Annotated in this window: 22 protein-coding genes and 1 pseudogene; 5 read left to right on the forward strand and 18 right to left on the reverse strand. The window is 59.2% G+C overall.

Translation table 11 applies throughout. The features are described 5' to 3' along the window. Positions 1-14: 14 nt before the first annotated feature. From ACM6IR_RS25995 to ACM6IR_RS26050, 12 genes and pseudogenes are all read right to left on the reverse strand, one after another. Positions 15-95, reverse strand: a pseudogene (locus tag ACM6IR_RS25995) (DUF5064 family protein); the annotation flags it as partial. 319 nt (positions 96-414) lie between these two features. Next, on the reverse strand, positions 415-1,680 hold the full coding sequence (locus ACM6IR_RS26000; protein ID WP_414910331.1) for an MFS transporter: 1,266 nt from the start codon (positions 1,678-1,680) through the stop codon (positions 415-417). A gap of 33 nt (positions 1,681-1,713) precedes the next feature. Further along, positions 1,714-2,784, reverse strand: coding sequence for a sugar phosphate isomerase/epimerase family protein (locus ACM6IR_RS26005; protein ID WP_414910332.1), 1,071 nt, complete (start codon positions 2,782-2,784; stop codon positions 1,714-1,716). Positions 2,785-2,896: 112 nt separating this feature from the next. Next, on the reverse strand, positions 2,897-4,402 hold the full coding sequence (locus ACM6IR_RS26010) for a PLP-dependent aminotransferase family protein (RefSeq protein WP_414910333.1): 1,506 nt from the start codon (positions 4,400-4,402) through the stop codon (positions 2,897-2,899). A 42-nt stretch (positions 4,403-4,444) separates the two neighbouring features. Next, positions 4,445-4,672: a hypothetical protein gene (locus ACM6IR_RS26015; protein ID WP_414910334.1), complete on the reverse strand. Its 228-nt coding sequence runs from the start codon at positions 4,670-4,672 to the stop codon at positions 4,445-4,447. 8 nt (positions 4,673-4,680) lie between these two features. After that, positions 4,681-6,036, reverse strand: a complete 1,356-nt coding sequence (locus ACM6IR_RS26020) for an ATP-binding protein (RefSeq protein ID WP_414910335.1) — start codon at positions 6,034-6,036, stop codon at positions 4,681-4,683. Beyond that, positions 6,012-6,677, reverse strand: coding sequence for a response regulator (locus ACM6IR_RS26025; protein WP_414910336.1), 666 nt, complete (start codon positions 6,675-6,677; stop codon positions 6,012-6,014). The genes ACM6IR_RS26020 and ACM6IR_RS26025 overlap by 25 nt, the downstream gene beginning before the upstream one ends. Before the next feature lie 100 nt (positions 6,678-6,777). Continuing rightward, the gene (locus ACM6IR_RS26030; RefSeq protein WP_414910337.1) at positions 6,778-7,215 is read right to left on the reverse strand and encodes a hypothetical protein; all 438 of its coding nucleotides are present in this window, start codon (positions 7,213-7,215) and stop codon (positions 6,778-6,780) included. 28 nt (positions 7,216-7,243) lie between these two features. Beyond that, complete coding sequence (locus tag ACM6IR_RS26035; RefSeq protein WP_414910338.1) at positions 7,244-8,008, reverse strand: hypothetical protein; 765 nt, start codon at positions 8,006-8,008, stop codon at positions 7,244-7,246. Between the two features lie 149 nt (positions 8,009-8,157). Next, positions 8,158-8,829 (reverse strand): class I SAM-dependent methyltransferase, encoded by a 672-nt coding sequence (locus tag ACM6IR_RS26040; RefSeq protein ID WP_414910339.1) that lies wholly within the window; start codon positions 8,827-8,829, stop codon positions 8,158-8,160. Between the two features lie 87 nt (positions 8,830-8,916). Then, positions 8,917-9,843, reverse strand: coding sequence for a universal stress protein (locus tag ACM6IR_RS26045; RefSeq protein WP_414910340.1), 927 nt, complete (start codon positions 9,841-9,843; stop codon positions 8,917-8,919). Positions 9,844-9,920: 77 nt separating this feature from the next. Then, positions 9,921-10,082 carry a hypothetical protein gene (locus tag ACM6IR_RS26050; protein WP_414910341.1) on the reverse strand — a complete coding sequence of 54 codons (162 nt, stop codon included), beginning with the start codon at positions 10,080-10,082 and terminating at the stop codon, positions 9,921-9,923. A 49-nt stretch (positions 10,083-10,131) separates the two neighbouring features. Between ACM6IR_RS26050 and ACM6IR_RS26055 the strand changes: the two genes are divergently transcribed. Next, complete coding sequence (locus tag ACM6IR_RS26055) at positions 10,132-11,049, forward strand: universal stress protein (RefSeq protein ID WP_414910342.1); 918 nt, start codon at positions 10,132-10,134, stop codon at positions 11,047-11,049. Between the two features lie 59 nt (positions 11,050-11,108). Here ACM6IR_RS26055 and ACM6IR_RS26060 read toward each other — a convergent pair whose 3' ends face one another. Continuing rightward, a complete protein-coding gene (locus ACM6IR_RS26060) occupies positions 11,109-11,672 on the reverse strand; it encodes a GNAT family N-acetyltransferase (protein ID WP_414910343.1) in 564 nt (187 codons plus the stop codon). Positions 11,673-11,897: 225 nt separating this feature from the next. Between ACM6IR_RS26060 and ACM6IR_RS26065 the strand changes: the two genes are divergently transcribed. Beyond that, a complete protein-coding gene (locus tag ACM6IR_RS26065; protein WP_414910344.1) occupies positions 11,898-12,818 on the forward strand; it encodes a universal stress protein in 921 nt (306 codons plus the stop codon). Here ACM6IR_RS26065 and ACM6IR_RS26070 read toward each other — a convergent pair. Continuing rightward, on the reverse strand, positions 12,808-13,791 hold the full coding sequence (locus ACM6IR_RS26070) for a zinc-dependent alcohol dehydrogenase family protein (protein ID WP_414910345.1): 984 nt from the start codon (positions 13,789-13,791) through the stop codon (positions 12,808-12,810). The two genes, ACM6IR_RS26065 and ACM6IR_RS26070, sit on opposite strands and share 11 nt — an antisense overlap. A 24-nt stretch (positions 13,792-13,815) precedes the next feature. Continuing rightward, positions 13,816-14,562 carry a fumarate/nitrate reduction transcriptional regulator Fnr gene (gene fnr / locus ACM6IR_RS26075; RefSeq protein ID WP_414910346.1) on the reverse strand — a complete coding sequence of 249 codons (747 nt, stop codon included), beginning with the start codon at positions 14,560-14,562 and terminating at the stop codon, positions 13,816-13,818. A gap of 259 nt (positions 14,563-14,821) precedes the next feature. Between fnr and ACM6IR_RS26080 the strand changes: the two genes are divergently transcribed. Then, complete coding sequence (locus ACM6IR_RS26080) at positions 14,822-17,200, forward strand: phosphoketolase (protein WP_414910347.1); 2,379 nt, start codon at positions 14,822-14,824, stop codon at positions 17,198-17,200. Between the two features lie 79 nt (positions 17,201-17,279). On the opposite strand, the gene ACM6IR_RS26085 is transcribed toward ACM6IR_RS26080, so the two are convergent. The 3 genes from ACM6IR_RS26085 to ACM6IR_RS26095 form a co-directional block, all read right to left on the reverse strand. Next, positions 17,280-17,705: a potassium channel family protein gene (locus ACM6IR_RS26085; protein WP_414910348.1), complete on the reverse strand. Its 426-nt coding sequence runs from the start codon at positions 17,703-17,705 to the stop codon at positions 17,280-17,282. 28 nt (positions 17,706-17,733) lie between these two features. Continuing rightward, positions 17,734-19,563, reverse strand: coding sequence for an ATP-dependent zinc metalloprotease FtsH (ftsH, locus tag ACM6IR_RS26090; RefSeq protein ID WP_414910349.1), 1,830 nt, complete (start codon positions 19,561-19,563; stop codon positions 17,734-17,736). Between the two features lie 83 nt (positions 19,564-19,646). Continuing rightward, on the reverse strand, positions 19,647-20,294 hold the full coding sequence (locus tag ACM6IR_RS26095) for a BON domain-containing protein (RefSeq protein WP_414910350.1): 648 nt from the start codon (positions 20,292-20,294) through the stop codon (positions 19,647-19,649). 263 nt (positions 20,295-20,557) lie between these two features. Between ACM6IR_RS26095 and ACM6IR_RS26100 the strand changes: the two genes are divergently transcribed. Both ACM6IR_RS26100 and ACM6IR_RS26105 read left to right on the forward strand, forming a co-directional pair. Further along, positions 20,558-21,478, forward strand: coding sequence for a universal stress protein (locus ACM6IR_RS26100; RefSeq protein ID WP_414910351.1), 921 nt, complete (start codon positions 20,558-20,560; stop codon positions 21,476-21,478). A gap of 122 nt (positions 21,479-21,600) precedes the next feature. Continuing rightward, the gene (locus ACM6IR_RS26105; protein ID WP_414910352.1) at positions 21,601-21,945 is read left to right on the forward strand and encodes a cupin domain-containing protein; all 345 of its coding nucleotides are present in this window, start codon (positions 21,601-21,603) and stop codon (positions 21,943-21,945) included. Positions 21,946-22,056 lie beyond the last annotated feature (111 nt).

A 22,056-nucleotide genomic window follows, 5' to 3' on the forward strand; every position in this document is an offset into this window, starting at 1 on the left:
CTGTTCATGGTGGGTTACTCCAGATGCTCTGGTTTGACCGTGTCCCCAGACTTCATATTCAGCTGCACCCGCAGGTCTTTAAACATCGCATCGTAGGTAAGAAGGCATTTACATTAAACATAGCAGTCCGGCCAACAAACCTGTCTGAACAGCCAGTGACATTTCATCTTGTCATGTCGACGGTATCGCTTCGGCGTGCCTGGGCAAGGCGATAGAAATCAGCGCGGCCAGCATGACAAAGGCCGTAGAAACCTGCGCAGTGCACCCATGAGCAAATTGCTTTTTTGAAGAGACTGGCGAATTACCGGCGATTTCGGTACTTACCCGCGCAAGCGTCGGTTCATTCCGGCGTTGTGGCCATGAGGAGGGATCGGCGTGGTAGTCGATTCCTCCTCCTGGCGTCCATGGCAATGATCAGGCTTGCGCTGCGCTCATTCCGCCAGTGGCCATGGATTTTTTGCGCACCGCTTGATAGAGCAGGCTGGACACCATGAAGCCCACAATAGCCAGTATGCTCATCAGGGTGAACACATAGTTGTAACCCTGTTGACCGGGGAAGTGGTCGAGGATCGCACCATAGATGACGTAGGCAAACATGCCGGGTGCATAGCCGATCAGGCAACCGATGCCGAAGGCCGAGCCGGTGATGTGCTGGGGAATGCCGACTTCACCCATGGGGGCCCAGAACACGCCGCGCATGGAGAACACGATCAGGGCGAAGGACAGGGTGGCGGCCATGCCCGCATAGATGAAGCCCGGGTTTTTCGGAATCAGCATGATCACGCCCATCAGCGGTAACAGCGCCAGGAACGCCCACTTCAGGTAACGACTGGTGCTCTTGAACTGCTTGTCGGCAATGAAACCGCCGGCAGGCCCGCCGAGGATCTTCAGGAAGTACTGGTTGATGATGCCGTAGGCGCCCACCAACGCGACGGGCAACCCGTACATTTCCTTGAGGTAGGGAATGAAATAGGTCAGGCCGCAGTAGACGATGTAGACCATGAACACGTTGAGGCTGACCAGCCAGATTCCCGGTACCTTGATCGCTTCCATCAGGTTCGCCAGGCCATTCTTCGGCTTGGCCACCGACTGCGCATTGCCACCCTTGAGCAGGAACCAGGTCAGGGTGCCGGCCAGAATGTCGATAACCGAGTAGAACAGGATCGCCGACTTCAGGCCGGTTTCGCCCGAACCCATGGCGACGAACACGCCCAGGGCGGAAAAGGCCACCAGTGTATCAACCACGCCACGCCCGCCTTCGAGCAGGCCGAACAACCGGCCTTGCTCCTGATCGTCACCCAGGTTACGGATGGCTTTGAGCAGCGATGGCCAGAACAGGCAGTCGGCACAGACGGCCAACAGACTGAACACGATCAGCAAACTGCTGAAGGGCGGAAAGGTCGCCAGGTACAACCCCAGGCTACCGGTCCCGATCAGGCCGAGGGGGATCAGTTTACGCGTGTCGTAGCGATCGGCGAGCAGCCCGCCAATCACGAACAGTGCGGTCGCGATGATCGCGTTGGCACTCAGCAGCATACCGATTTCAGTGTGGCTCAAACCCATGAATTCCTGCATGGGTACATAGAAGGCGTCCTTGAGGTTCGCCAGCTTGTAGATGGTGCCGCCACCGAGGATGAGGATCAGGAATCTAAGCCATTTGGCCTTGTTTTGAGTTGTCATTATTGTTCTCCGGGCGTAGTTGAGTCGTCAGGCTCAGGCGTTGGAAGGGGTGGCCAGGGTCAGTTCGGCCAGGGTGCGCAATTCGGCCAGCAGGCTACGGACATAGGCGACCTGGTTGTTCGCCCAGCGGTGTTCATCGGCGAGCATTCGCTCAAGCGAGTAGCCGTTCGGGAGCGGCGTTTCGCTCATCTCCCGGTAAGCAATGAAGGGATCGGTCGCCTCAAGGCTCTGGCGGAAGGCCGGGGCCACGTAGTGGTTTTCCTGCTCGAGAATGAATGCGATCACCTGCGGAGTTGCGTCGCCCAGCATCAACAGCTCGAACAGCATGCGGGCGCTGGGCAGATCGTCCTCGTCGCTGCCCTGCAATACGCCGTAATGGCCGAAGCCGTTTTGTTCGGGGACGATGCGCACACCCTTGAGGTGAGTCTGGCGGATGTGCGGCGCCAGGTTGCGCAGGGCCTGCAGGGGCTGTTCGCAGGCATTGATCATGTTGCCGAAGTCGAACAGCGCATGCAGGCGAGGGTGGTTGAGGCGGTTGAGCAGTTGCGCGATTTCGCCGCTCTTGAGTTCTTCATGCTGCTCGAAGTCAAAGAACAGATCGTGTGCGTCGGCCTGTTGTGCGAGGTAGTGCAGATCGGTCTCGATCACGTCCATGACCTGTGACAGCGTGCCCTCGTAACGTGAGTAAACACGGATGTTGCGCACCCCCAGGGCCCTGGCGATGGCAATCACCTGGTCGACATCCTTTTTCCGCGTGCTGCTGATTTCCAGGTGCACCTCCAGCCCCTGCGCTTTGGCCTTGGCGGCAAACGCCTGGAGCTGCGCGGGTGACATTTGGCTCAGGCTGTTTTCCTCGCCGTCGAGCAAGTGCAGGCTCAGGCCTTGCAGCTCGTGGCGATAGGCGAAGTCCAGCAGGTCGGCAGGGGTGACACGACCGTGGGTGAGGTTGGTCAGTAGCGGATAGGCGTGGGCAAACAGACGCAATTGCCCCAGACGCTCAAGCAACCGCTGGGCCAGTGCGTCCGTCAGCACGGGAACAGCCCCGTGTTCGACCACCTTATGGCTCAGCAAGGCGTTGAATCGTTCCTGGATCTTATTGTTCATTAGAGTCGTTCCTGGTTCAGACACCGGGTCTACCGGCGCAGCCTTTATCGCGCCAGTCAGGAACTCTCGATAGATCCATTATCAGTTAATTGATAAGACCACTTGCCTCGCATCAAGTGGTCGGCGGCAGGTAACCCAATGTGCGCAAGGCCCGGGCCAGCGCCTCGACACGCTCCCGGGCCTGGTTTTCAGGCGTGCCGGCAAAGCCGATCAACAGGGCCGGTGGCAGGGCATGCTTGATGCGGTAGTCGCTCAAGGCGTAGGTGTGGATGTTGTGCTGGGCCAGTTGCCGGGCGATGTCAGTGTCACTGAGTTCGGGGGGCAGCCAGGCGATCAGGTGCATGCCAGCATCCGCCTGCGTGATCCTGAAGAAGCTGCCAATCTGCTTTTCAAGCTGTTCGATCAATGCCTGCTGGCGCGCCTTGTACAGTGCACGCATGCGGCGGATGTGCCCCAGGAAGTGGCCTTCACCCATGAAGTCCGCCGTTGTCGCCTGAAGCAGTGTGGGCGGACTGCGATCCATGACCGCGCGCAGGGTGCAAAAGGGTTCGACCAGGGCTTGTGGCAGAATCACGTAACCCAGTCTCAGTGACGGAAAGAGCACTTTGCTGAACGTTCCGACGTAGATCACCCGGGCCATCTGGTCCATGGCATACAACGCCGGGAGGAGGCGGCCACTGTAGCGAAACTCACTGTCGCAATCGTCCTCGATGATCCAGCTCTGATGCTGCGCAGCCCAATCGATGAGTGCCTGGCGCCGCGCATAACTCAGGGTGACACCCAAAGGATGCTGGCGCGAAGGCGTACAAAACACCAGGCGGGCATCGGGGCACTCGGTCAGGCCTTGCTGGACATCGATCCCCTGTTCATCGATACGCAACGCAATTATCTGAGCCCCCTGGGCCTGCAACGCAATGCGCGCGGCGATGTGCCCCGGGTCCTCCATCCAGACGCTGTCCTGCGGATTGAGCAGCAGCATTCCCAACAGGTTGAACGCTTGCTGCGCGCCGGAAACGATCACCACTTGCCCGGCACTGCAGTCGATGCCACGCGCATCGAAAACGTACTCGGCAATCGCTGTGCGAAACGCCTGCAAGCCTTGCAACTCGCCATAACCCAGAATGGCCTTGGTTGGCTTGAGCAGATGACGGTTCATCAGGCGCCGCCAGATCGCCTGCGGGAATGTGTCATAGGTGCTGTGGCTGGGCAGGAAGGAGGTCGGGGTCGCAGGGTCCCAGTCGGCATAGGACACCCCGCGAAAATGATCGCTGCGCAGCGACAGCATCGACTGGCTCAGGTCGGACAGGCGTGGTGGCTGGCGCTGTTGCTCGTCCTCGATACCCCGGCTTTCCCACTCAGTGCCGACATACGTGCCGGCGCCAGTGCGCGAAGCCAGGAAACCTTCGGCAATCAGCTGATCGAACGCATTGAGAATGGTGATCCGCGACAACCCCAACTCGTTGCTTAAGGTCCGGGTCGACGGCAGGCGCACGCCCCCCTGGATTCTGCCGTTGAGTATCTGTTTGCGAATCTGCAGATACAGTTGGCGGTACAGGGGAATGGCACTGGCACGGTCCAGTTCGATAGCCGACAGCAGCAAACCTGCGGGGGATTTCATGACATGCTCGTCTGGATGAAATGGGATTTGACCTGGAAACCGTCAGGCGACGGCGAGGCAAGGGTATCGAGCGATACCCGATAAGTCATCCCTCTGGCGTTGATGTCCGGCGCAATCCGGTCGCTGGATACCACCGAACAGGCCGATGATCACGGCATTGACCAGGGCGTAACTCAACCACTCGGAAACTGGGGCGGGCGTGCCGGATTTCTGGTCGCGGTAGGCATGATCGAGCGACGGTGCTCGAGCACCGGGTTCGCTTCGCAACATCGGCCGCTTCAATGCTGGCCTGCTTTCAACCAGACCGAGACACAGAGTCCGCTTTTTTTTATCTCGTCCGCGAAGCCCAATCGAACCTGTGCCCCCGTGCGATCTGCTATCGCCTTGACGATAGATAGCCCCAACCCGGACCCTGTTTCATCGGTTTCCACGCTACGGTAAAACGGATCGAACACCCGCGTTTGTTCGTCTTCGGTGACACCGGGGCCGGAGTCCTTGACCTGCAGGAGGACCGTCTCCTGTACCCGCTCAACCGAAAGGTCGATTCGTCCACCCGCGGGGGTATAACGGATCGCGTTATCCACCAGATTCCTGACCAGGATTAACAGGTCGGTTTCGTTGATGATGACCTGCGCGTCCTCAAGACTTTCAACACCCATATCGATGCCCTTACGTTCTGCCAGCGGTAACAAATCTTCCAGTACGCGTCGATAGACTTCATGGATTGATACCGTCGTCTGTGGCCGGTTCGAGGTTGATTGTGCCGTCGCCAGGCTTAACAGTTGATCGATCAGTTTTCTGCCGCGCTCTATTCCCTGGGTCAACGGCAACAGGCGCTCGCGGGCTGGCGCCGGCATCGCTGTGGCTGTCAGCCGCTCGGCTTGCAGGGACAGGGCCGTCATGGGCGAACGCAGTTCGTGGGCGGCGTCGGCGACGAAGCGACGCTGGTTTTCCATGGACTGCGCGACGCGTGCCAGCAAGCGATTGATGGCCACGACGAAAGGCCGGATCTCGGTTGGCAGGTGGTGTTCGTCGATCGGGTGCAAGGCCTGTTCATCGCGTCCATCGATTTCAGCCGAGAGGGTCGCAATGGGGCGGAACAGTTTGCGCACCAGATCGCCCACCACGAGCAACAGCACAGGAAACAGAATGAAAAATGGCAGCAGACTACGCCAGGCGCTTTCGCGGGCCTCCTTGTCGCGTGCGCCGGTTTCCTGGGCGACGACAATGCGTTCGCCGCGGGCTGTGGTTCTGACCAGCACACGAAAGTCTTCGTCATCGACAGTCAAGGTCGATAAGCCATCGGCCAGCGTTGTGGGGAAGGGCAGCGGTATCAGGGCGTCATCGTTGCCGATCGCTTTGCTGCCGTCGGCCAGGTATTGCACGATGACCCTGGATTCTTCGTTGTCGCCATCGACCTCTTTACCGGTGGGATAGTGCAGTGGCATCTGCTGCCGATCAAACAGGATGGCCACCTGATGCAAGGTAGCGTCCTGCATTTCGTGGGCTTCATCGAACGCCGAGGCGAAAGCAAAAATCCCGGCTACCACTGCAACGATCAGGATGGCCAGCGACAGCGTGACGGACAGCCGTAATTGAACCGAGTCCCTCAAGCGCTTTTTGAAACCATCCATCCCATACCCCTGACGTTCTTGATGACATGGTTGCCTAACTTGCGCCGTAGCGCGTGAATCAGAAACTCCACCGCGTTGCTTTCCACTTCATTGCCCCATCCGTAGATGCGATCTTCGAGATCGGTGCGCGAGAGGATTGCGCCCGGCCGCATCAACAGTGCCTGCAACAGGGCGAACTCGCGACCGGATAATTGGACGTCGCGATTTTCTGCGGTGGTGGCTTGTTTGTAGATCAGGTCCAGCGACACCACACCGTTGTCCAGCACGGACAGGGCGCTGCCGCCTTTGCGGCGAAGCACGGCGCGCATACGAGCGAGCAGCTCCGCCATATTGAAGGGTTTGAGCAAGTAGTCGTCGGCACCGCCGTCGAGGCCGCGCAGGCGGTCATCGAGGCTGTCTCGTGCGGTGATGATCAGCAATGGCACCGGGTCGTCGCGGCCGCGAATACTGTCGAGTACATCCAGCCCGTCCTTCCCGGGCAAACCCAGATCCAGCAGCACCAGATCATAGTGTTGGGTTTCCAGCGTCGCGAGCGCGGTGAGACCGTTTTTTACCCAGTCAGTGGCGTAGCTCGCATCGTTCAGGGCGCCCTGGATGGCATCGCCAATCATCGGGTCGTCTTCGACCAACAATATCCGCATTTCCCGCTCCAGAAAAAAGGCGCGACCGTCATGACCGTCGCGCCTGTATTGAAACACCTGTGCAAGCGTTTGTCCGCCGTGGATCAGCGCTGCGGGGGGATCATGCGGTGCCCTTCATTGAATCGAAGGCCTTCAACAACTCACTCATCATGGCCTTGCAGTCGTTTTGTTGCGGGTTACTGGCGCGCAGGGCATCGAGTGCGCGGTCGATCGCCTTGTCGACCACATGCCAGTCGCTGGCGGCGCGAGGTTTGATGCCGGCTTCGGCGGAGTCCCAGGCGGTCTCCAGATCCTTGATGCGGGTTTTCGCGCCGGGCAGATCATATTTGTCGACAAGGACGGCAACGTCGGCGGCAATGTTGCGGAACTCGGACAGGTCTCCCAGTTTTGAGCCCGACAGGGTTTGAGTGCTCACCGAGCCGGAGGTGGCACCTGCATTGGGCTTGTCGGCAGGTTTCGAACAGCCGGCGGCGATGCTGAGCAAAAAAATCGACGAAACGATGGCGACGTGGCGAATGATGTTTTGAATCTGGCGCATAACGATTCCTTGATGGGCTCTTGAGCGTTTACTGAGTGACTGCTTTGCGATTGCCGGTGCTGATTTGCGCGACCGCAACCAGCAGGACAATGACGCACAGGAAGATGGCACTGGTCCAGGCGGCGCCCATTCCAAGGCCACCGTAGGTTTTGGCCTGGGTCAGCAAGTCGCCGAGGGAGGCGCCGAACGGTCGAGTCAGGATGTAGGCGATCCAGAACGTCAACACCATGTTGCAGCCCATGCGCCAGGCCACCAGGGTGGCAGCGATCAACGCACCGAAAATCACCGCGCCGAGGGTGAAACCAAGGCCCAGAGCTTCGGTCGCCAGGTCTCCGGCGGCGGTGCCAAGGGCAAAGGTGCAAAGCACGGTGGCCCAATAGAACATCTCCCGCCGCGGCGTGACGATTTCACGGATCGACACGTTGTGTTCCACCCGGTACCAGACCAGAAAGTTGATGGCGAGCAGGGCGGAAAAAACCGCTGTGCTGGTGTACAGGCTCACGTCCAGCATGTCTGTGAGAATGTCGGTAATTTGTGTCCCGACAATGCTCACCAGTACGACGGTCAGCCAGTAGATCCAGGGCGTGTAGGCTTTGGTGCGCAGTTGGCAGAACAGTGCGATGGCCAGCAAGATCGCCATGCCGATACTGGTCCAGCCAGCACCGAAGCCGACATCGACGGCCAGAAAGTCAGCGCCGGTTTCACCCACGGTCGTGGACAAAATCTTGATCACCCAGAATGACAACGTCACTTCAGGTACTTTGTTTAGCCAGTCGGCTATTGCGGGTTTCATAGGCGGATGCCTCTCCTGAGCAGCGCCAAATGTGCGCAGCGGAGAAGGTACGTAACGAAACTTAGCTGAGCCTGAGGGACGGTCATTTCTCCTCAGACTGGCAGCATCCGGCCAGACGGTTTGCCTTGCCCGAACTGATTGACTGTAACTTACCCCCGCTGCTCGGCCACCAACAGCAACGATTGCGGCTCAGGATTTTGCGGGTGCTGCGGCTCCTGCAGGCCGACCAGCCGAAAACCGGCCATGTCCAGGGCATTGAGCCAGCTGGACAAGGTGCGGAAGTACCACGGCATGGCCTGCCACTGACCCTTGAAGTGAGCGAAGGTCTCTTCCCGCCAGCCATCCTGGTAGTTGCCCGCCGCGACGGTCCACGGATGCAGCGTCTGGATCACCAGCGCGCCGCCAGGGGCGAGCAGGGCGTTCATGGCGGCTAGCAGCGGGATGATGTCCTGCTGCAGCAGAGCGAAGTTGGCGCAGATCAGATCGTAGCCGCTGCCGATGTCCACCTTCGCCTCCACCAACGTTTCATAGCTCGCCACATGCACCTGCGAAGAGCCCGCCGCCCGCGCTGCCTCGACCAGCGTCGCGTCGCCATCCACACCGACCGCCTTGATCCCCCGTTTCGCCAGCGCGCGCAACAGCCAGCCCTCGCCGCAACCCAGGTCAAGCACGCGTTCGGGTTGGCGGCCCAGCACCGCGAGCAGGATTGCCTGGTCGGTGACGTTAAGACGGCTTTCAATGGCGCCGGTACGAATGGCTTCGATCCAGGATCGGGCGTTGTGGTGCCAGCTTTGGAGGAGGGTGGTTTCAGGGTTAGGCATTTAAATGTCCGGGGCGGTAAATGGATGCAAGGATAGAACACGTATGGGGGCAGCGGACCTTGTTGTGTTCTTCCTTGCGTATATCTATCAGTCCTCCAGTGCTTCCGGTGAGACCACCCATACGCTGCACGGCATTTTGTACAGCAGGTGTTCCACCGTACTACCGACCAATCGGCCTATGCCACGATGGCTGACCCGGCCCATGACTATGACGTCAATGTCATAGGCATCGGCGTAACTGGACAGTACCCTTTCCGGGTTGCCCATGATCATGTGTTGGCGCTCCGGCGGGATACCGTTGCGCTCGGCCAGCTCGCGGAAGGCTTCACCCTGGGCATCGAACAAGGTCTTGGCGTTGCCTGAAGAGAAAAACGCCGAAGCATTATCGAAACCGAATTCGTCTGCACTGATGGATGAAAGGTCATGGGCATAGATCACATCGAGTTCGGCGTTACAGGTGCTCGCCAGTTTTGCGGCCTCGCGCAGAATCCTGTCGTTGAAACCTTCGTATTGGCCCTCCCGATGGAAGGGGTCGACGGCGGCGACGATTTTGCGCGGCAAGGCATGCCGCACATGGCTGACAAAATGCATCGGCACCGGACATTCGCGCAGCAGATGGATATCGAGGGGCGTGAAGATCAGGCGGGACAGGAGCGATTCGTGCTCCAGTGCCTTGATCAGGGCCGCCATCGGCTGTTCGTTGAGGTGAATGAGGATTTCCTGCAAGGGTCGTTCCACCCAGACCACTTCAGTGGTGACGTGCACCCCGATTTTGCGCAAGGGCCGGGCCTGGTCTTCGAGCCATTGGCGATGGCGCTCGACATACCCGAGTTGCATCTGCTCCCGCGCTTGTTCGTTGACCATACCGGCGGTCGCCAGCCCCTCCAGGTAATCGAACGCCACGATGTGCAGTGCTGCGCCTGAAGCCTTGGCCAGTGCGGCGGCCCGGTCGAACGCGGGGCTGTTTTCCATCAGGGGCGAGACGACCAGCATGAAACGTGATTGCTCAGACATGACAACTCTCCCGTCGATCATTGCAGAACCGCTTGTGCACACAGACAACGGTGCAGGTGGGCAGTGGAATCTTGTGCTTATTCTGCTGCCGGCCTGGGGGCGGCGGCTTGATTTTTGTCAAACAGGCGGCTGACAGGAAACACCGCCTGCCATGCGGTGAGTCGCGCGCGCCCATCCACGGATTGTTGACCGACGTTGTTGCTGATAAAGATCAAGTCGCCTCCAGCAGGATCGCTCATTCTGAATGCCTGTTCACTCCATCCAGATGGCCGCGTGCCGAGGTGCCCCATGTCGCAGACTCAGCGTTTACTGTTAATTGCCCCGCCCGCCATGACCCGCACACCGGCGTTCGACCGTGCCGCGGCGTTGGCGCTCGCGATGCAACTGCCGTTGCACATCGTGGCCTTCGATTACTTGCAGGCCCTGGCGGTGGCTGGCCTGTTCGCCCCCGAACAAATCAACCTGGCCCGTGATGGGTATTTGCAAACCCATCGGCAATGGCTCTCGGAGCAAGCTGCTTTGATGAGCAAGCATGGTGTCGAGGTCACCAGCGAAGTGGTGTGGGTGCAGCATCCTTACGAGGAAGTCCTGCATTTCGTCAACGAGATGTCGTTGGCACTGATCATCAAGGATGCCCAGGAAGAATCAGCGTTGAAACGGGTGTTTTTCACACCACTGGACTGGCAGTTGCTGCGCGATTGTCCAGTGCCGGTGCATCTGGTGACGAATGCACTCCGACCAGGGCCGCGCAATGTGTTGGCGATTGTCGATGTGCTGCGCAGCGAAGAGCAGGACTTGGTGTTTAACGATCAGATTGTCGACGCTGCGGTGAAGCTGGCCGAGCAATGCGTTGCAACGCTCGAATTGGTGCATGTGTATGACTGGACGGCGGTGTATGCCCAGGATATGGGCTTTGGCGCACTACCATTGGCCACCGGGATTTATGAAGCCTTGGGAACGGCGCAGCGAGAAGCGTTTGCAGCCTTGGCCGAACGCCATGGCGTGCCTGTGCAATCGCGGCACTTCATCGAGGGCTCACCGCTGAGGAGTATTTGTGATTTTGCCGCCGAGCATCACACCGACGTCATTGTCATGGGGACGGTGCAGCACAATGGATTGAACAAGCTGTTGGGGACCACCGCCGAACAACTGTTGCATCGGGCGCCGTGCAGCGTGCTGGCGATCAAACCGGGCAGGGCGTTGTAATCCTGAGTGTCGAAAGGCCCCGCGATGAACTGTTGGCCGGTGCATCGCGGGGCAATTTTTTACAAGTGGAGGCGGTGAATGACTTGATGGGTGTCATCGGGATCATTGTGTGTCTCAAAGCCCAGGAATTTGGCCAAGTCGCGCATCGGCGCATTGCTGGAGGCATCCACCGAATACATCTGGCGAAAACCGTTCCTGCGAGCCGCTTTGATCAAATGCTCCATCAGTAGCGTACCCAGGCCCAGATGCGTCCATTCATCGGCAACCGTCACGGCGCATTCACATTCATGCTCGCCGGTGGCGGCGTAGCGGCTGATGCCAATCTCGATCAGTTGACCGTTGTCGTGGACCAGCGCGACGTAGGCCATGCGCTGTTTGTTATCGGTGTCCATCAACTGGTCGAGCATGGCGGCACCGGGTTCATTGATCTGCGCCAGAAAGCGCATGTGCCGGGATTCGGGGGACAGCCGCTTGATGAAGGCGTATTCACGCTCGCGGTCTTTTTCAGACAGTGGCCGGATCAATATATGACGGCCATCCTTGAGCGCTTCGATCCAGTATTTTCCGGTGACCGAGGCATAGGCTGCGGCGGCCCGATCATTGTGGTCTTTGACAGTGAGCATGGGGTGATCCTCCATCCGGTTTGAAAGGTCGGCGTACGGTGATGAACCGTGCGGTTCATTCCTTTCTACGCCGCTGGCGATCCTTGAATCTGATCTGGATCAGAGACCCGTAACCTGGGACGTTCATTCGCGCGTGTTTGATGTAAATCAACCCGGGGGAGGGGGTGACGAGCGCAGTCTTGAATCTACCGGCGCTTGAGAACCGGTGTCGAGCCGAGGTGTGTGATGGGTCAATATCAACGTTTGTTGCTGATCGCCGACCAAACCCTGCATCAGTCTCCCGCCATGCTGCGTGCCGTCGCACTGGCCAAGGCCAGCGGTGCCGCGCTGGATGTACGGGCTTTTGTCGAGCCGGCGCCGGTGGTGCATGTATGGGAAGAAAAAATCGACGAGGCCGGGTATCAGCGCTACCTGCGCCGCCATCGTCGCTGGGTGGCCGAAGAGCTCGAGCGACTCGGCAGCCTGGGGCTGGAGGTGACGGTCGAAGCGGTGTTCACGACTCATCCACTGCTGGACATTTTAAAGGCGGTCGAAGACCTCAACCCCGACCTGCTGATCAAGGATGTCACCCTGGAGCCCGTGCTCAAGCGGGTGTTCATCACACCGCTCGATTGTCACTTGCTTCGCGAATGCCAAATCCCCGTGCACCTGGTCAACCAGGCCCGTTACGGGTTGCCGCATCGGGTCGTGGCGGCGGTGGACCCGTTTGACCCCACCACGCAAATCACTGGGCTGAACGACACCATCATCCAGACGGCCAACGCATTGGCCCTGCAATGCGACGCGCCGTTGCACCTGCTGTACGCCTATGACTTGTCACCGGCGTTCAATGGTGATGCGCCGCTGGTCAGCGGTGGCTGGGGAGTGGATTTCATCGAGGAACTGCGCGAATCCTTGCACCTGGCTTTTATCACCCTGGCAGACCGCTACGGTGTGCCGCCGGAGCGACGGCATTTCGTCATGGGTTTGCCGGTGCCGGTGATCAGTGAGTTTGTCGAGCAATACCTGGCGGATGTGGTGGTGATGGGGACCGTGCATCGGGTGGGGATCGACCGCTTGGTCGGCAGCAACACCGAGCGCGCACTGTATTCGGTGCCGGGAAGTATTCTGGCGGTCAAACAGTCAGGTCCGAGTGTCAAGGGGTGAGCACGATCGCTCCTTTGATCTGGCCGGCCCTAAGGCTCGCCAACGCCTGGTTGGCCTCTTCCAGTGCGAACACGGTGACATCGCTGTGTACGGGCGTATGACGCAGTTCTTCAAAAAAGGCCGTGCCGTCTGCGCGGGTCAGATTCGCTACGGAGCGCACGCTGCGCTCGCCCCACAAGAGCCGATAGGGGAAGGTCGGAATGTCGCTCATGTGAATGCCGGCGCAAATCACACAGCCGCCCTTGACGGTAACCGCCAGCGCCTGCGGCACCAGCGCACCGACAGGGGCGAAAATCAGGCTGGCATCGAGCAGGTGCGGCGGCGGCTGATCTGAAGGGCCGGCCCATTCGGCCCCCAGTGATCGGGCATAGGTCTGGCCTTCACTGTCATCCGGCCGAGTGAAGGCATACACCTGCTGCCCGCGCCTGCGCGCGACCTGGATGGCCAAATGTGCCGCTGCCCCAAAGCCATAGAGGCCCAGGTGGCGTGCACCCTTGGCCATTTGCAAGGCCCGAAAGCCGATCAGCCCGGCGCATAACAGCGGCGCGGCTTCGGTGTTGGAGAGTGCCTGAGGAATAGGGAAGCAGAAGCGTTCGTCGGCCACGGTGTACTCGGCATAACCGCCGTCCAGATGACAACCGGTGAACTGCGCCTGATCGCAAAGGTTCTCGCGGCCAGACTCACAGAACACACATTGACCGCACGTCCAGCCAAGCCAGGGCACGCCCACCCGTTGACCGATGAGGCCGGACACGACCTCTGCCCCCACCGCCGTGACTTCGCCGACAATTTCATGACCCGGCACGCGCGGCAGCACGGCTTGTGGTAACTCACCGTCCACCAGATGCAGGTCGGTGCGGCACACGCCGCAGGCCAGGACTTTGATTAACAGTTGGTGTGCACCGGGTGTCGGGATGGGACGTTCCTCCCATTGCAGCGGTTGGCCGGGAGTACGTAGAACCATGGCACGCATGATGATGCTCCAGACGTGCAGGTGTTAGCTGAGGGGGCGATGACAGCCCGCGACCAGTTGCTTGAGCCCTTCCATGTTCTGGATTTTGACGTCGCGACCGGCTATTTCCACCAGTCCCTGATCCCGCAGGTGCGCAATGCCCCGGCAGATGGTTTCCAGACGCAGTCCCAGGTAGGAGCCGATTTCTTCGCGACGCATTTTCAGCACGAAGTCGCTGGATGAATAGCCACGGATACTGAAACGCTGCGACAGGTTCAGCAAAAAAGCCGCCAGCCGCTCGTCCGAGTTCATGTTGCCCATCAACATCAGCATGCTGTGATCACGCACGATTTCACGACTCAGGAGCTTGTTAAGGTTGTGCTGCAGTGACGGCAGGCTCTGGGCGAGTTTCTCCAGTTGTGCAAAGTGGATGGGGCAGACTTCGCTGTCCTCAAGGGCAATCGCATTGCAGGCGTGCTCTTCGGCACTGATAGCGTCCAGGCCGAGCATCTCGCCGGGTATGTGAAAGCCGGTGACCTGTTCACGCCCATCGACTGACACCATGCTGGTCTTGAATGAGCCGATACGGACCGCGTAAAGCGAGCGCAACGGATCGCCAGTGCGGTACAGCGCTGCCCCCTTTTTAACCTTGAAGCGTTGCACGATCAGCGTGTCCAGACGCTCTACCTCCTGCCCGGTCAGGCCAATCGGCAGGCACAACTCCAATACGCTGCAGCTGGAGCAAGCAGGCTTGAGGTGCTGAACTTGTTGGAGGGGACGAGTTTCGGGCATGGGAAATGACGCCATCTGAGGATGCAATAAGCATAGGTGGCCGGTCTTCAGACACTCGTTTCATTCGGGCATTTTCCGGGGGAAATCGACGAACGGGAAAACCCGGTTCCGGCAGCATGGGTCGTCTATGCATAGAATCCCTGCATCAGTCAGCTTGAGCGCCGGGTTTGAGACTTGATGTAAATCAAGTCTTGGGCGTTTCAGACCCCCAGAATCGACGAAAGTCTACCGGTGCACCGACCCTCTGGCGGAGAAACCCATGAGCGATTTTCTGAGTGCTGAGCAACTCGAAGGGCTGGATGCCTATTGGCGGGCGTCCAATTATCTGGCCGTCGGACAGATCTACCTCAAGGATAACCCGCTGCTGAGCGAGCCGCTGACCCTGGCCCACATCAAACCGCGCTTGTTGGGCCATTGGGGCACGACACCGGGGCTGAACCTGATCTACACCCACCTCAATCGGCTGATCAACCAGTACGACCTGAACGTGCTGTTTGTCGCCGGCCCCGGCCATGGCGGGCCGGCTGTGGTCGCGCAGACCTACCTTGAAGGCACCTATACCGAGTTCTATCCCGCGGTGGAGCGCAACACCAACGGCCTGGTGCGCCTGTTCCGGCAGTTTTCCTGGCCGTACGGGATTTCCAGTCATCTGTCGGCGCAGGTTCCGGGTTCGATCCATGAAGGCGGCGAACTGGGCTACAGCCTGGTCCATGCCTATGGCGCGGCGTTTGATAACCCGGACCTGATCGTCGCTTGTGTGATCGGTGACGGCGAGGCCGAAACCGGCACGCTGGCGGCCAGTTGGCATTCCAACAAGTTCCTCAACCCTGCGCGCGACGGGGCGGTGTTGCCGATCCTGCACCTCAACGGCTACAAAATCGCCAACCCCACGGTGCTGTCCAGAATCAGTGAGGACGAGCTGTCGGCCCTGCTGTATGGTTATGGCTACGATCCGTATTTCGTTGAAGGTGATGAGCCGGCGCAGGTGCATCAGGCCCTGGCCCGGACGCTGGACACGATGGTGCTGAACATTCGCGAGATTCAGCGGCAGGCGCGCCGGCCTGGGCCATCCGCAGCGCCAGAGCGGCCGCTGTGGCCCATGCTGGTATTGCGCACGCCCAAAGGCTGGACCGGTCCGAAATTCGTCGATGGCCATCGAGTCGAAGGTACATGGCGTGCACATCAAGTGCCGCTGGCCGATTTCCAGCAGCCGATTCACCTGCGGCAACTGGAGGAATGGCTCGAAAGCTACCGACCTGATGAACTGTTTGATGCCAATGGCACCTTGCTTCCTGACATCGCCGCATTGGCGCCCACCGGACACCGGCGCATGAGCGCCAATCCCCATGCCAACGGGGGCTTGTTATTGCAGCCGCTGAACCTGCCGAGATTTTCCGACTATGCCGTGAAACTCGACGGGCCCGGCAGTCTGCGCGCCGAGGCCACGCGCGTACTGGGCACTTTTTTACGCGATGTGATGAAAAACAATCTGCTGTCGAACAACTTTCGCCTGTTCGGTCCCGATGAAACCGCCTCTAACCGACTGGATGCGGTCTATGAGGTCAGCGCCAAGGTATGGATGGACCCGCTGGAACCCGATGATGTGAACCTGGCGGCCGACGGCCGGGTCATGGAGATTCTCAGCGAGCAGGTGTGTGAGGGCTGGCTCGAAGGCTATTTACTGACGGGGCGCCATGGTTTGCTGTCCTGTTATGAGGCGTTTATCCATATTGTCGATTCGATGGTCAATCAGCATGCCAAATGGCTGAAAACCGCGGCCGAGGTGCCGTGGCGCAAACCCGTTGCTTCGCTCAATCATTTACTCACCTCCCATGTCTGGCGCCAGGACCATAACGGGTTTTCCCACCAGGACCCGGGGTTCATCGATCTGGTGGCAAACAAGAAGTCGGACGTGGTGCGTATCTACCTGCCGCCGGACGCCAATTGCCTGTTGTCGGTAGCCGATCACTGCTTGCGCAGCCGTAATCACATCAACGTCATCGTCGCCGGCAAGCAGCCGGAATGGCAGTGGCTGGCTATCGATGCCGCCAACCTTCATTGCCAGGCGGGCATTGGTCGTTGGGACTGGGCGTGCCGGGATGATCAAGACCCGGACGTGGTCATGGCGTGCGCCGGTGATGTTCCGACCCTGGAAACCCTGGCCGCCGTGACCCTGTTGCGTGAGTACGTACCGGATCTGCGGGTGAGGGTGGTCAATGTCGTTGACTTGATGGTGCTGCAGCCCTCGTACCAGCATCCCCATGGGTTACCGGACAGTGCGTTCGATGAATTGTTTACCGTCGACAAACCGGTGATCTTCGCCTTCCATGGCTACCCCGCGCTGATCCACCGACTGCTGTACAAGCGCAACAATCATGAGAATTTCCATGTCCGTGGCTACAAGGAGGAGGGGGCAACGACCACACCGTTCGACATGGCCGTGATCAACAACCTGGATCGCTATCAGCTGGCGCTGGACGTCATCGAACGGGTGCCGCGACTGCACGATCAACTGCAAGTCGCGCGGGCGCGTTACTGGTCGACCATGGAGAAACACAAGCTTTACCTCATCGAGCACGGCCAGGACATGCCCGAGGTGCTGAACTGGCAATGGACACCTGCGGCGGGATCGACGTGACCACAGGAGGTGGCCTGGGCCGGTGTGCGTGCCGTGGGGCGGGCTTGCAGCGCTCAGGCAGTCTGCAGAAGTGATGTCGCTATTTGCTCTTCCAGTATCTTTGCATTTCGAGAAACAGAAACGAGGCGGTCCAGGAAATGAGTACCAGGCCGGTCAGCGCCTGAAGCCCGGTCAGGTACTTCAGGTTGCCCACGGGGGTAACATCGCCAAAGCCGATGGTCGTGTACGTGGTGAAGGAAAAGTACACGCAATCCATGAATGTGCCATCGAAGTTGCCCGTCAGATGGCCCCATTCGCCGGAGCGTGACATCAGGTAATAGACCAGCGCGAAGCACCAGACTTCCATGGCGTGGGCCAGCAGTGCGCCGAACACCCCGACAACGATCCTGAACCGGCTCCAGAGTTTGAGCCTCGGTAGCCAGTCGTTCAGGCGTGACAGGCATTCATAGTGGATCACCACGACGACGATCACTACCAGGGTATTGATCAGCGTGACGGCCAGCATGGCGAACCTCCAGCGATAACGGGTGGCGTCACGGTGATTTGAGGGCTATCGGGGCACTTTGCATCGGCTTGAGCGGCGCAAACTCCTCGGGTGTCAGGTTTTCTTTTTCGACCAAAAGACGGGCCCCCGCGTCCAGGTCGGCCCGCAGACTCTCGAGCAAGGCCTTGGCCCGCTCGTAGGCTTCATCGAGCAGAGCACGAATACCCAGGTCGACTTCCCTGGCCGTTTGTTCCGAATAATCTTTATCACCGCCCCCCGACATACGCTCGCCCAGGTAAGTCGCGGTTTGCCGCTCCAGCACCGACTGGCCAAGCTCGGCACTCATGCCGAACCGAGTGATCAATTGACGGGCGATATCCGTGGCACGGGCCAGGTCATCGGCAGCCCCGGTAGAAATCTGGCCATAAGCAAGGTATTCGGCGGCGCGTCCGGCCATCAAGACGACAATCCGGTCCTTGAGCATTTGGCAACTGATGAGGAAGTGATCTTCGGTCGGCCGCTGCAGCGTATACCCCAGCGAACCGATGGCGCGAGGGACGATAGAGACTTTGTGCACGGGGTCCATGCCCGGCAGATGGCTTGCGGCCAACGCATGCCCCATCTCGTGATACGCCACCACCTGACGCTCGTCAGGACGCAACAGGCTGCTCTTGCGTTCAACCCCCGCGACGAGTCGTTCCACCGCCGCCGTGAAATCGTCGAGATTGACCGTTTCGGCACCGCGCCGGGTGGCGACAATGGCGGCTTCGTTGACCAGGTTGGCCAGGTCCGCGCCCGTGAAGCCGGTGGTGATCTCGGCAATACGCTCGCCATCGAGGCCAGGTTTCACGGTGATTTTCTGAAGATGGACCTTAAGGATCGCCGCTCGACCTTTGCGATCAGGACGATCGATCAGCACTTGCCGGTCGATCCGTCCGGCTCGCAGCAGCGCCGGGTCGAGAATCTCGGGCCGATTGGTCGCGGCCAGCAAGACAACGCCCTCACGGGGATCAAACCCGTCCAGCTCTGCCAGCAGCTGATTGAGGGTCTGCTCTTTTTCGTCGTTACCGCCAAATGCGCCGACCCCACGCATTTTGCCCAACGCATCCAGTTCATCAATGAAGATGATGCAGGGCGCCGCCTGCCGTGCCTGTTCGAACAGGTCGTGCACTCGGGCGGCGCCGACGCCGACGAACATTTCGACAAACTCGGAACCCGATATCGAGAAAAAAGGCACACCGGCTTCACCGGCGATGGCTTTAGCCACCAGCGTCTTGCCGGTGCCCGGCGGACCGACCAGCAACGTCCCCTTGGGAATGTGCGCTCCCAAGCGAGCATATTTAGCCTTGTCCTTCAGGAAGGAGACGATTTCCACCAGCTCGGCCTTGGCTTCATCAATTCCGGCGACATCGGCGAACGTCACTCCGGTATCGCGTTCGACGAACACTTTGGCCCGGGACTTGCCGATGCTCATCAACCCACCCATCCCCTGTTTTTCCGCCAGCCCACGAAACAGGAAATGCCAGATCACCATGATCAAAACAAAGGGCAGCAGCAAGCCCAACAGTCCATTCAAAAAGGTGTTTTCGTTGACCCCGGTAAAGCCGACACCTGATTGAACCAGATTCGCCGCCAGTGCCGGATCGACCCGCACCGTCGAGAACTGGGTGTGCCCCTCGATAGGCTCTTGCAATTTGCCGCTGATTTGATCTTTCTCGACCCGCAAATCGCTGACCTTTTGCTCGTTCAGCAGTTGCAGGAACTGACTGTACGGAATGTTCTGCACCGCACCACGTTCAACAAACAAAAATTGCACGAGGGTGAGTACGACAAACGTGATCGCGAAGTACGATAGATTCCATTGGTGATTCTTTTTCATGTTAGTGGCTCGACAAGGGACACGGGCCGGGCAGGCAGCCTGTTGATCCCCTGGGAAACCGCCGGCTCCCCAAGGTTTTTGGCTCAAGCAAGCAGCAAGTGGTCTTCCACTTTACTCACGCCGGGCACCGACCATGCTGCCCGTTCCGCGATCTGACGTTCGCGCCACAAGTGAACCCGGCCTTCGAGCTTCACCACATCACCTTCGACTTTGACGCGAATCTCCTGAGCTTCCAATTCAGCGTAGCGCTTGAGCGCTGCTTCGATGCGTTGCTGGATATCGAGCACATCCAGCCGGGGGCGGAGGGTGAGTCGATTGTCCACGCCGATCACGCCGGACAGCTTGCGCACGGACCGTTCCACGGTTTCTTTCTGGTACTGCCAGTCCACTTCGCCTTCCAGGGTGATCCGTCCGCCCTGCACAATGACTTTGATGTCGCCTTCGGGAACGTCAGAGCTCCAGTGGATGATTTTCAAGGCGCGGTTCGCAATGGTGTCATCTGCCGTGCCAGCACTGTTGTCCAGCCTGACCTCAATTTCTTCGGCCAGCGCACGTACGCCTTTGATGCCTTTTACCGCGCGTTCTGCGCTGATTTTCTGGGCGTAGCTGCTGACGTGGCCGGAGAGGGTGACGACGCCGTTGTTCACGGTCACACCGATGTTGGCGGCGTCGATCTCAGGCTGGAATTCAAGTTCTTCCAAAATGGTTTTACGCAGACTCAAATCGCTCATGACGGTGTCCTCTGACTGATTCGACATTACGACGGGCTGTGAGTGCCCATCAGTGTTTTCTACGCCTGAGCGCCGGAAGATCATTGAGCTATATCAACAATGCCTCTGTCAGCCTGCTGTCATTTGGCGTGCTGAGCAAAAGCCCCAATAGTTGACAAAGATCAGAGCCTTCACTCGACAAGTAGGGAGTAATTGCATGAGGCCTGGACAGGAAGTCGGGCTTGTAGTCGGGCAGGTAAAGCGTTCCCGGGACGAGGTATGTGATGCTGAAACTCAAACGTATTCTATTGATTGCGCCTACCGAAATGACCCGCACCCCGGCGTTTGACCGAGCGCAGTCGTTGGCCAGTGCAACCGGTGCGTTGCTGCACATTATCTCGTTCGATTATGTGCAGGCACTGGCGGTCGCCGGCCTGTTTAACCACGATGCGATGGCCCAGGCGCGGGAAGGCTATTTGCAGGTGCATCGACACTGGCTGGAGCAGCAAGCGCGGTTTCAACGGTGCATCGGTTTGCAGGTGACCACTGAAGTGGTCTGGGCCAAGTCGACCCCGGCGCACGTGCTCGAATACGTCAATGATTTCCATGCCGACCTGGTGATCAAGGACACCCATCATGTGCCGGCACTCGACCGCGCCTTTCACCGCCCGCTTGACTGGTTATTGTTGCGTGACTGTCCGGCCCCGTTGCATCTGGTAACCGACGCAAGAGAGCCAAAGCCGTTGAAAATTCTCGCGGCTATCGATTTGTCTCATCTGGAGGAGCTCAGCCATGGCCTGAATGACCGGATTCTCGACCTGGCCTCGACCTTGGCGGCCGCTTGTGGCTCCGTTTTGCATGTACTCAACGTCAGCAGCTGGTCAGTCCTGGGGGACAGTGACGTCAGTGTGCCGACGCTGAGCCTGGACGTCAGTCTGAGAGAAGCGGTCAACGATACTCAGGAAGAGGCTTTTGAGGAGCTTGCCGAACGCTATGGCATCGAGAAAAAACATCGACATTTACTGACCGGGATCCCCCACCAGGTGATTGGACTTTTCGCCCGACAAAATGCCTTCGACATGGTGGTGCTGGGCACGAGCTATCATCATGGGATCGACCGTTTCATCGGCAGTACCGCCGAGAGCGTGTTAAACCGAGCGCCGTGCAGCTTGACGATCATCAAGCCATTGTCCAGGTTCAACTGACAAGGTCACGGCGAGCTCAATGCCTCGGACGTATTGCGCCGGCGCATCAGCCTGGAGCCGGGTTGGTCGGTGCCGGAGCATCACGACAGCGTCGAACTCACTCCCACTCGGAGGAATGCACAATGAGCAACGAACAGGTGGCACCTGAGACTAAAGGTGTTGCAGTGAAGTTACTCGCAACGGTTGACCTGGGCCCCGAGATCGAGGGCATGGCAGGGCGCCAACTTAGAATGCGTTTGGTGACCATCGAGCCCGGGGGCGTCTTCGGGCCGATTCACGACCATAAAGACAGGCCCGGCACTGTCTACATACTGCAAGGAGTGATCACGGACCATCGTAATGGAGTCGCCACGGACTATGGACCGGGAGTGGGCTGGCCCGAGGACAGGAACACCACGCACTGGCTTGAGAACAGAGGAACGATTGCGGCGGTGGAGATCTCGGTCGATATTGTCAGGCAAACGTAAGCTCAGGCCCGACACCTGACAGGGGCGGGCCTGACACCAGGCAGGTTGAGATAAAAGAAAACCCTGCAGTTGAAAGCTGCAGGGCGAGTTGGCTGTTAGCCTTGGCTTGAG

Source organism: Pseudomonas sp. IT-P253 (assembly GCF_949768125.1).
Classification (GTDB): Bacteria; Pseudomonadota; Gammaproteobacteria; order Pseudomonadales; family Pseudomonadaceae; genus Aquipseudomonas.

Bases quoted from the DNA above. Each gene is read 5' to 3' on its own strand.
- ACM6IR_RS26085 (WP_414910348.1), bottom strand. From the start codon at position 17,705: ATGCTGGCCGTCACGCTGATCAATACCCTGGTAGTGATCGTCGTCGTG.
- ACM6IR_RS26000 (WP_414910331.1), bottom strand. From the start codon at position 1,680: ATGACAACTCAAAACAAGGCCAAATGGCTTAGATTCCTGATCCTCATC.
- ACM6IR_RS26010 (WP_414910333.1), bottom strand. From the start codon at position 4,402: ATGAAATCCCCCGCAGGTTTGCTGCTGTCGGCTATCGAACTGGACCGT.
- ACM6IR_RS26030 (WP_414910337.1), bottom strand. From the start codon at position 7,215: ATGCGCCAGATTCAAAACATCATTCGCCACGTCGCCATCGTTTCGTCG.
- ACM6IR_RS26020 (WP_414910335.1), bottom strand. From the start codon at position 6,036: ATGGATGGTTTCAAAAAGCGCTTGAGGGACTCGGTTCAATTACGGCTG.
- ACM6IR_RS26105 (WP_414910352.1), top strand. From the start codon at position 21,601: ATGAGCAACGAACAGGTGGCACCTGAGACTAAAGGTGTTGCAGTGAAG.
- ACM6IR_RS26095 (WP_414910350.1), bottom strand. From the start codon at position 20,294: ATGAGCGATTTGAGTCTGCGTAAAACCATTTTGGAAGAACTTGAATTC.
- ACM6IR_RS26070 (WP_414910345.1), bottom strand. From the start codon at position 13,791: ATGCGTGCCATGGTTCTACGTACTCCCGGCCAACCGCTGCAATGGGAG.
- ACM6IR_RS26035 (WP_414910338.1), bottom strand. From the start codon at position 8,008: ATGAAACCCGCAATAGCCGACTGGCTAAACAAAGTACCTGAAGTGACG.
- ftsH (WP_414910349.1), bottom strand. From the start codon at position 19,563: ATGAAAAAGAATCACCAATGGAATCTATCGTACTTCGCGATCACGTTT.
- fnr (WP_414910346.1), bottom strand. From the start codon at position 14,562: ATGCCCGAAACTCGTCCCCTCCAACAAGTTCAGCACCTCAAGCCTGCT.
- ACM6IR_RS26055 (WP_414910342.1), top strand. From the start codon at position 10,132: ATGTCGCAGACTCAGCGTTTACTGTTAATTGCCCCGCCCGCCATGACC.
- ACM6IR_RS26065 (WP_414910344.1), top strand. From the start codon at position 11,898: ATGGGTCAATATCAACGTTTGTTGCTGATCGCCGACCAAACCCTGCAT.
- ACM6IR_RS26025 (WP_414910336.1), bottom strand. From the start codon at position 6,677: ATGCGGATATTGTTGGTCGAAGACGACCCGATGATTGGCGATGCCATC.
- ACM6IR_RS26060 (WP_414910343.1), bottom strand. From the start codon at position 11,672: ATGCTCACTGTCAAAGACCACAATGATCGGGCCGCCGCAGCCTATGCC.
- ACM6IR_RS26005 (WP_414910332.1), bottom strand. From the start codon at position 2,784: ATGAACAATAAGATCCAGGAACGATTCAACGCCTTGCTGAGCCATAAG.
- ACM6IR_RS26100 (WP_414910351.1), top strand. From the start codon at position 20,558: ATGCTGAAACTCAAACGTATTCTATTGATTGCGCCTACCGAAATGACC.
- ACM6IR_RS26080 (WP_414910347.1), top strand. From the start codon at position 14,822: ATGAGCGATTTTCTGAGTGCTGAGCAACTCGAAGGGCTGGATGCCTAT.
- ACM6IR_RS26045 (WP_414910340.1), bottom strand. From the start codon at position 9,843: ATGTCTGAGCAATCACGTTTCATGCTGGTCGTCTCGCCCCTGATGGAA.
- ACM6IR_RS26050 (WP_414910341.1), bottom strand. From the start codon at position 10,082: ATGAGCGATCCTGCTGGAGGCGACTTGATCTTTATCAGCAACAACGTC.
- ACM6IR_RS26015 (WP_414910334.1), bottom strand. From the start codon at position 4,672: ATGTTGCGAAGCGAACCCGGTGCTCGAGCACCGTCGCTCGATCATGCC.
- ACM6IR_RS26040 (WP_414910339.1), bottom strand. From the start codon at position 8,829: ATGCCTAACCCTGAAACCACCCTCCTCCAAAGCTGGCACCACAACGCC.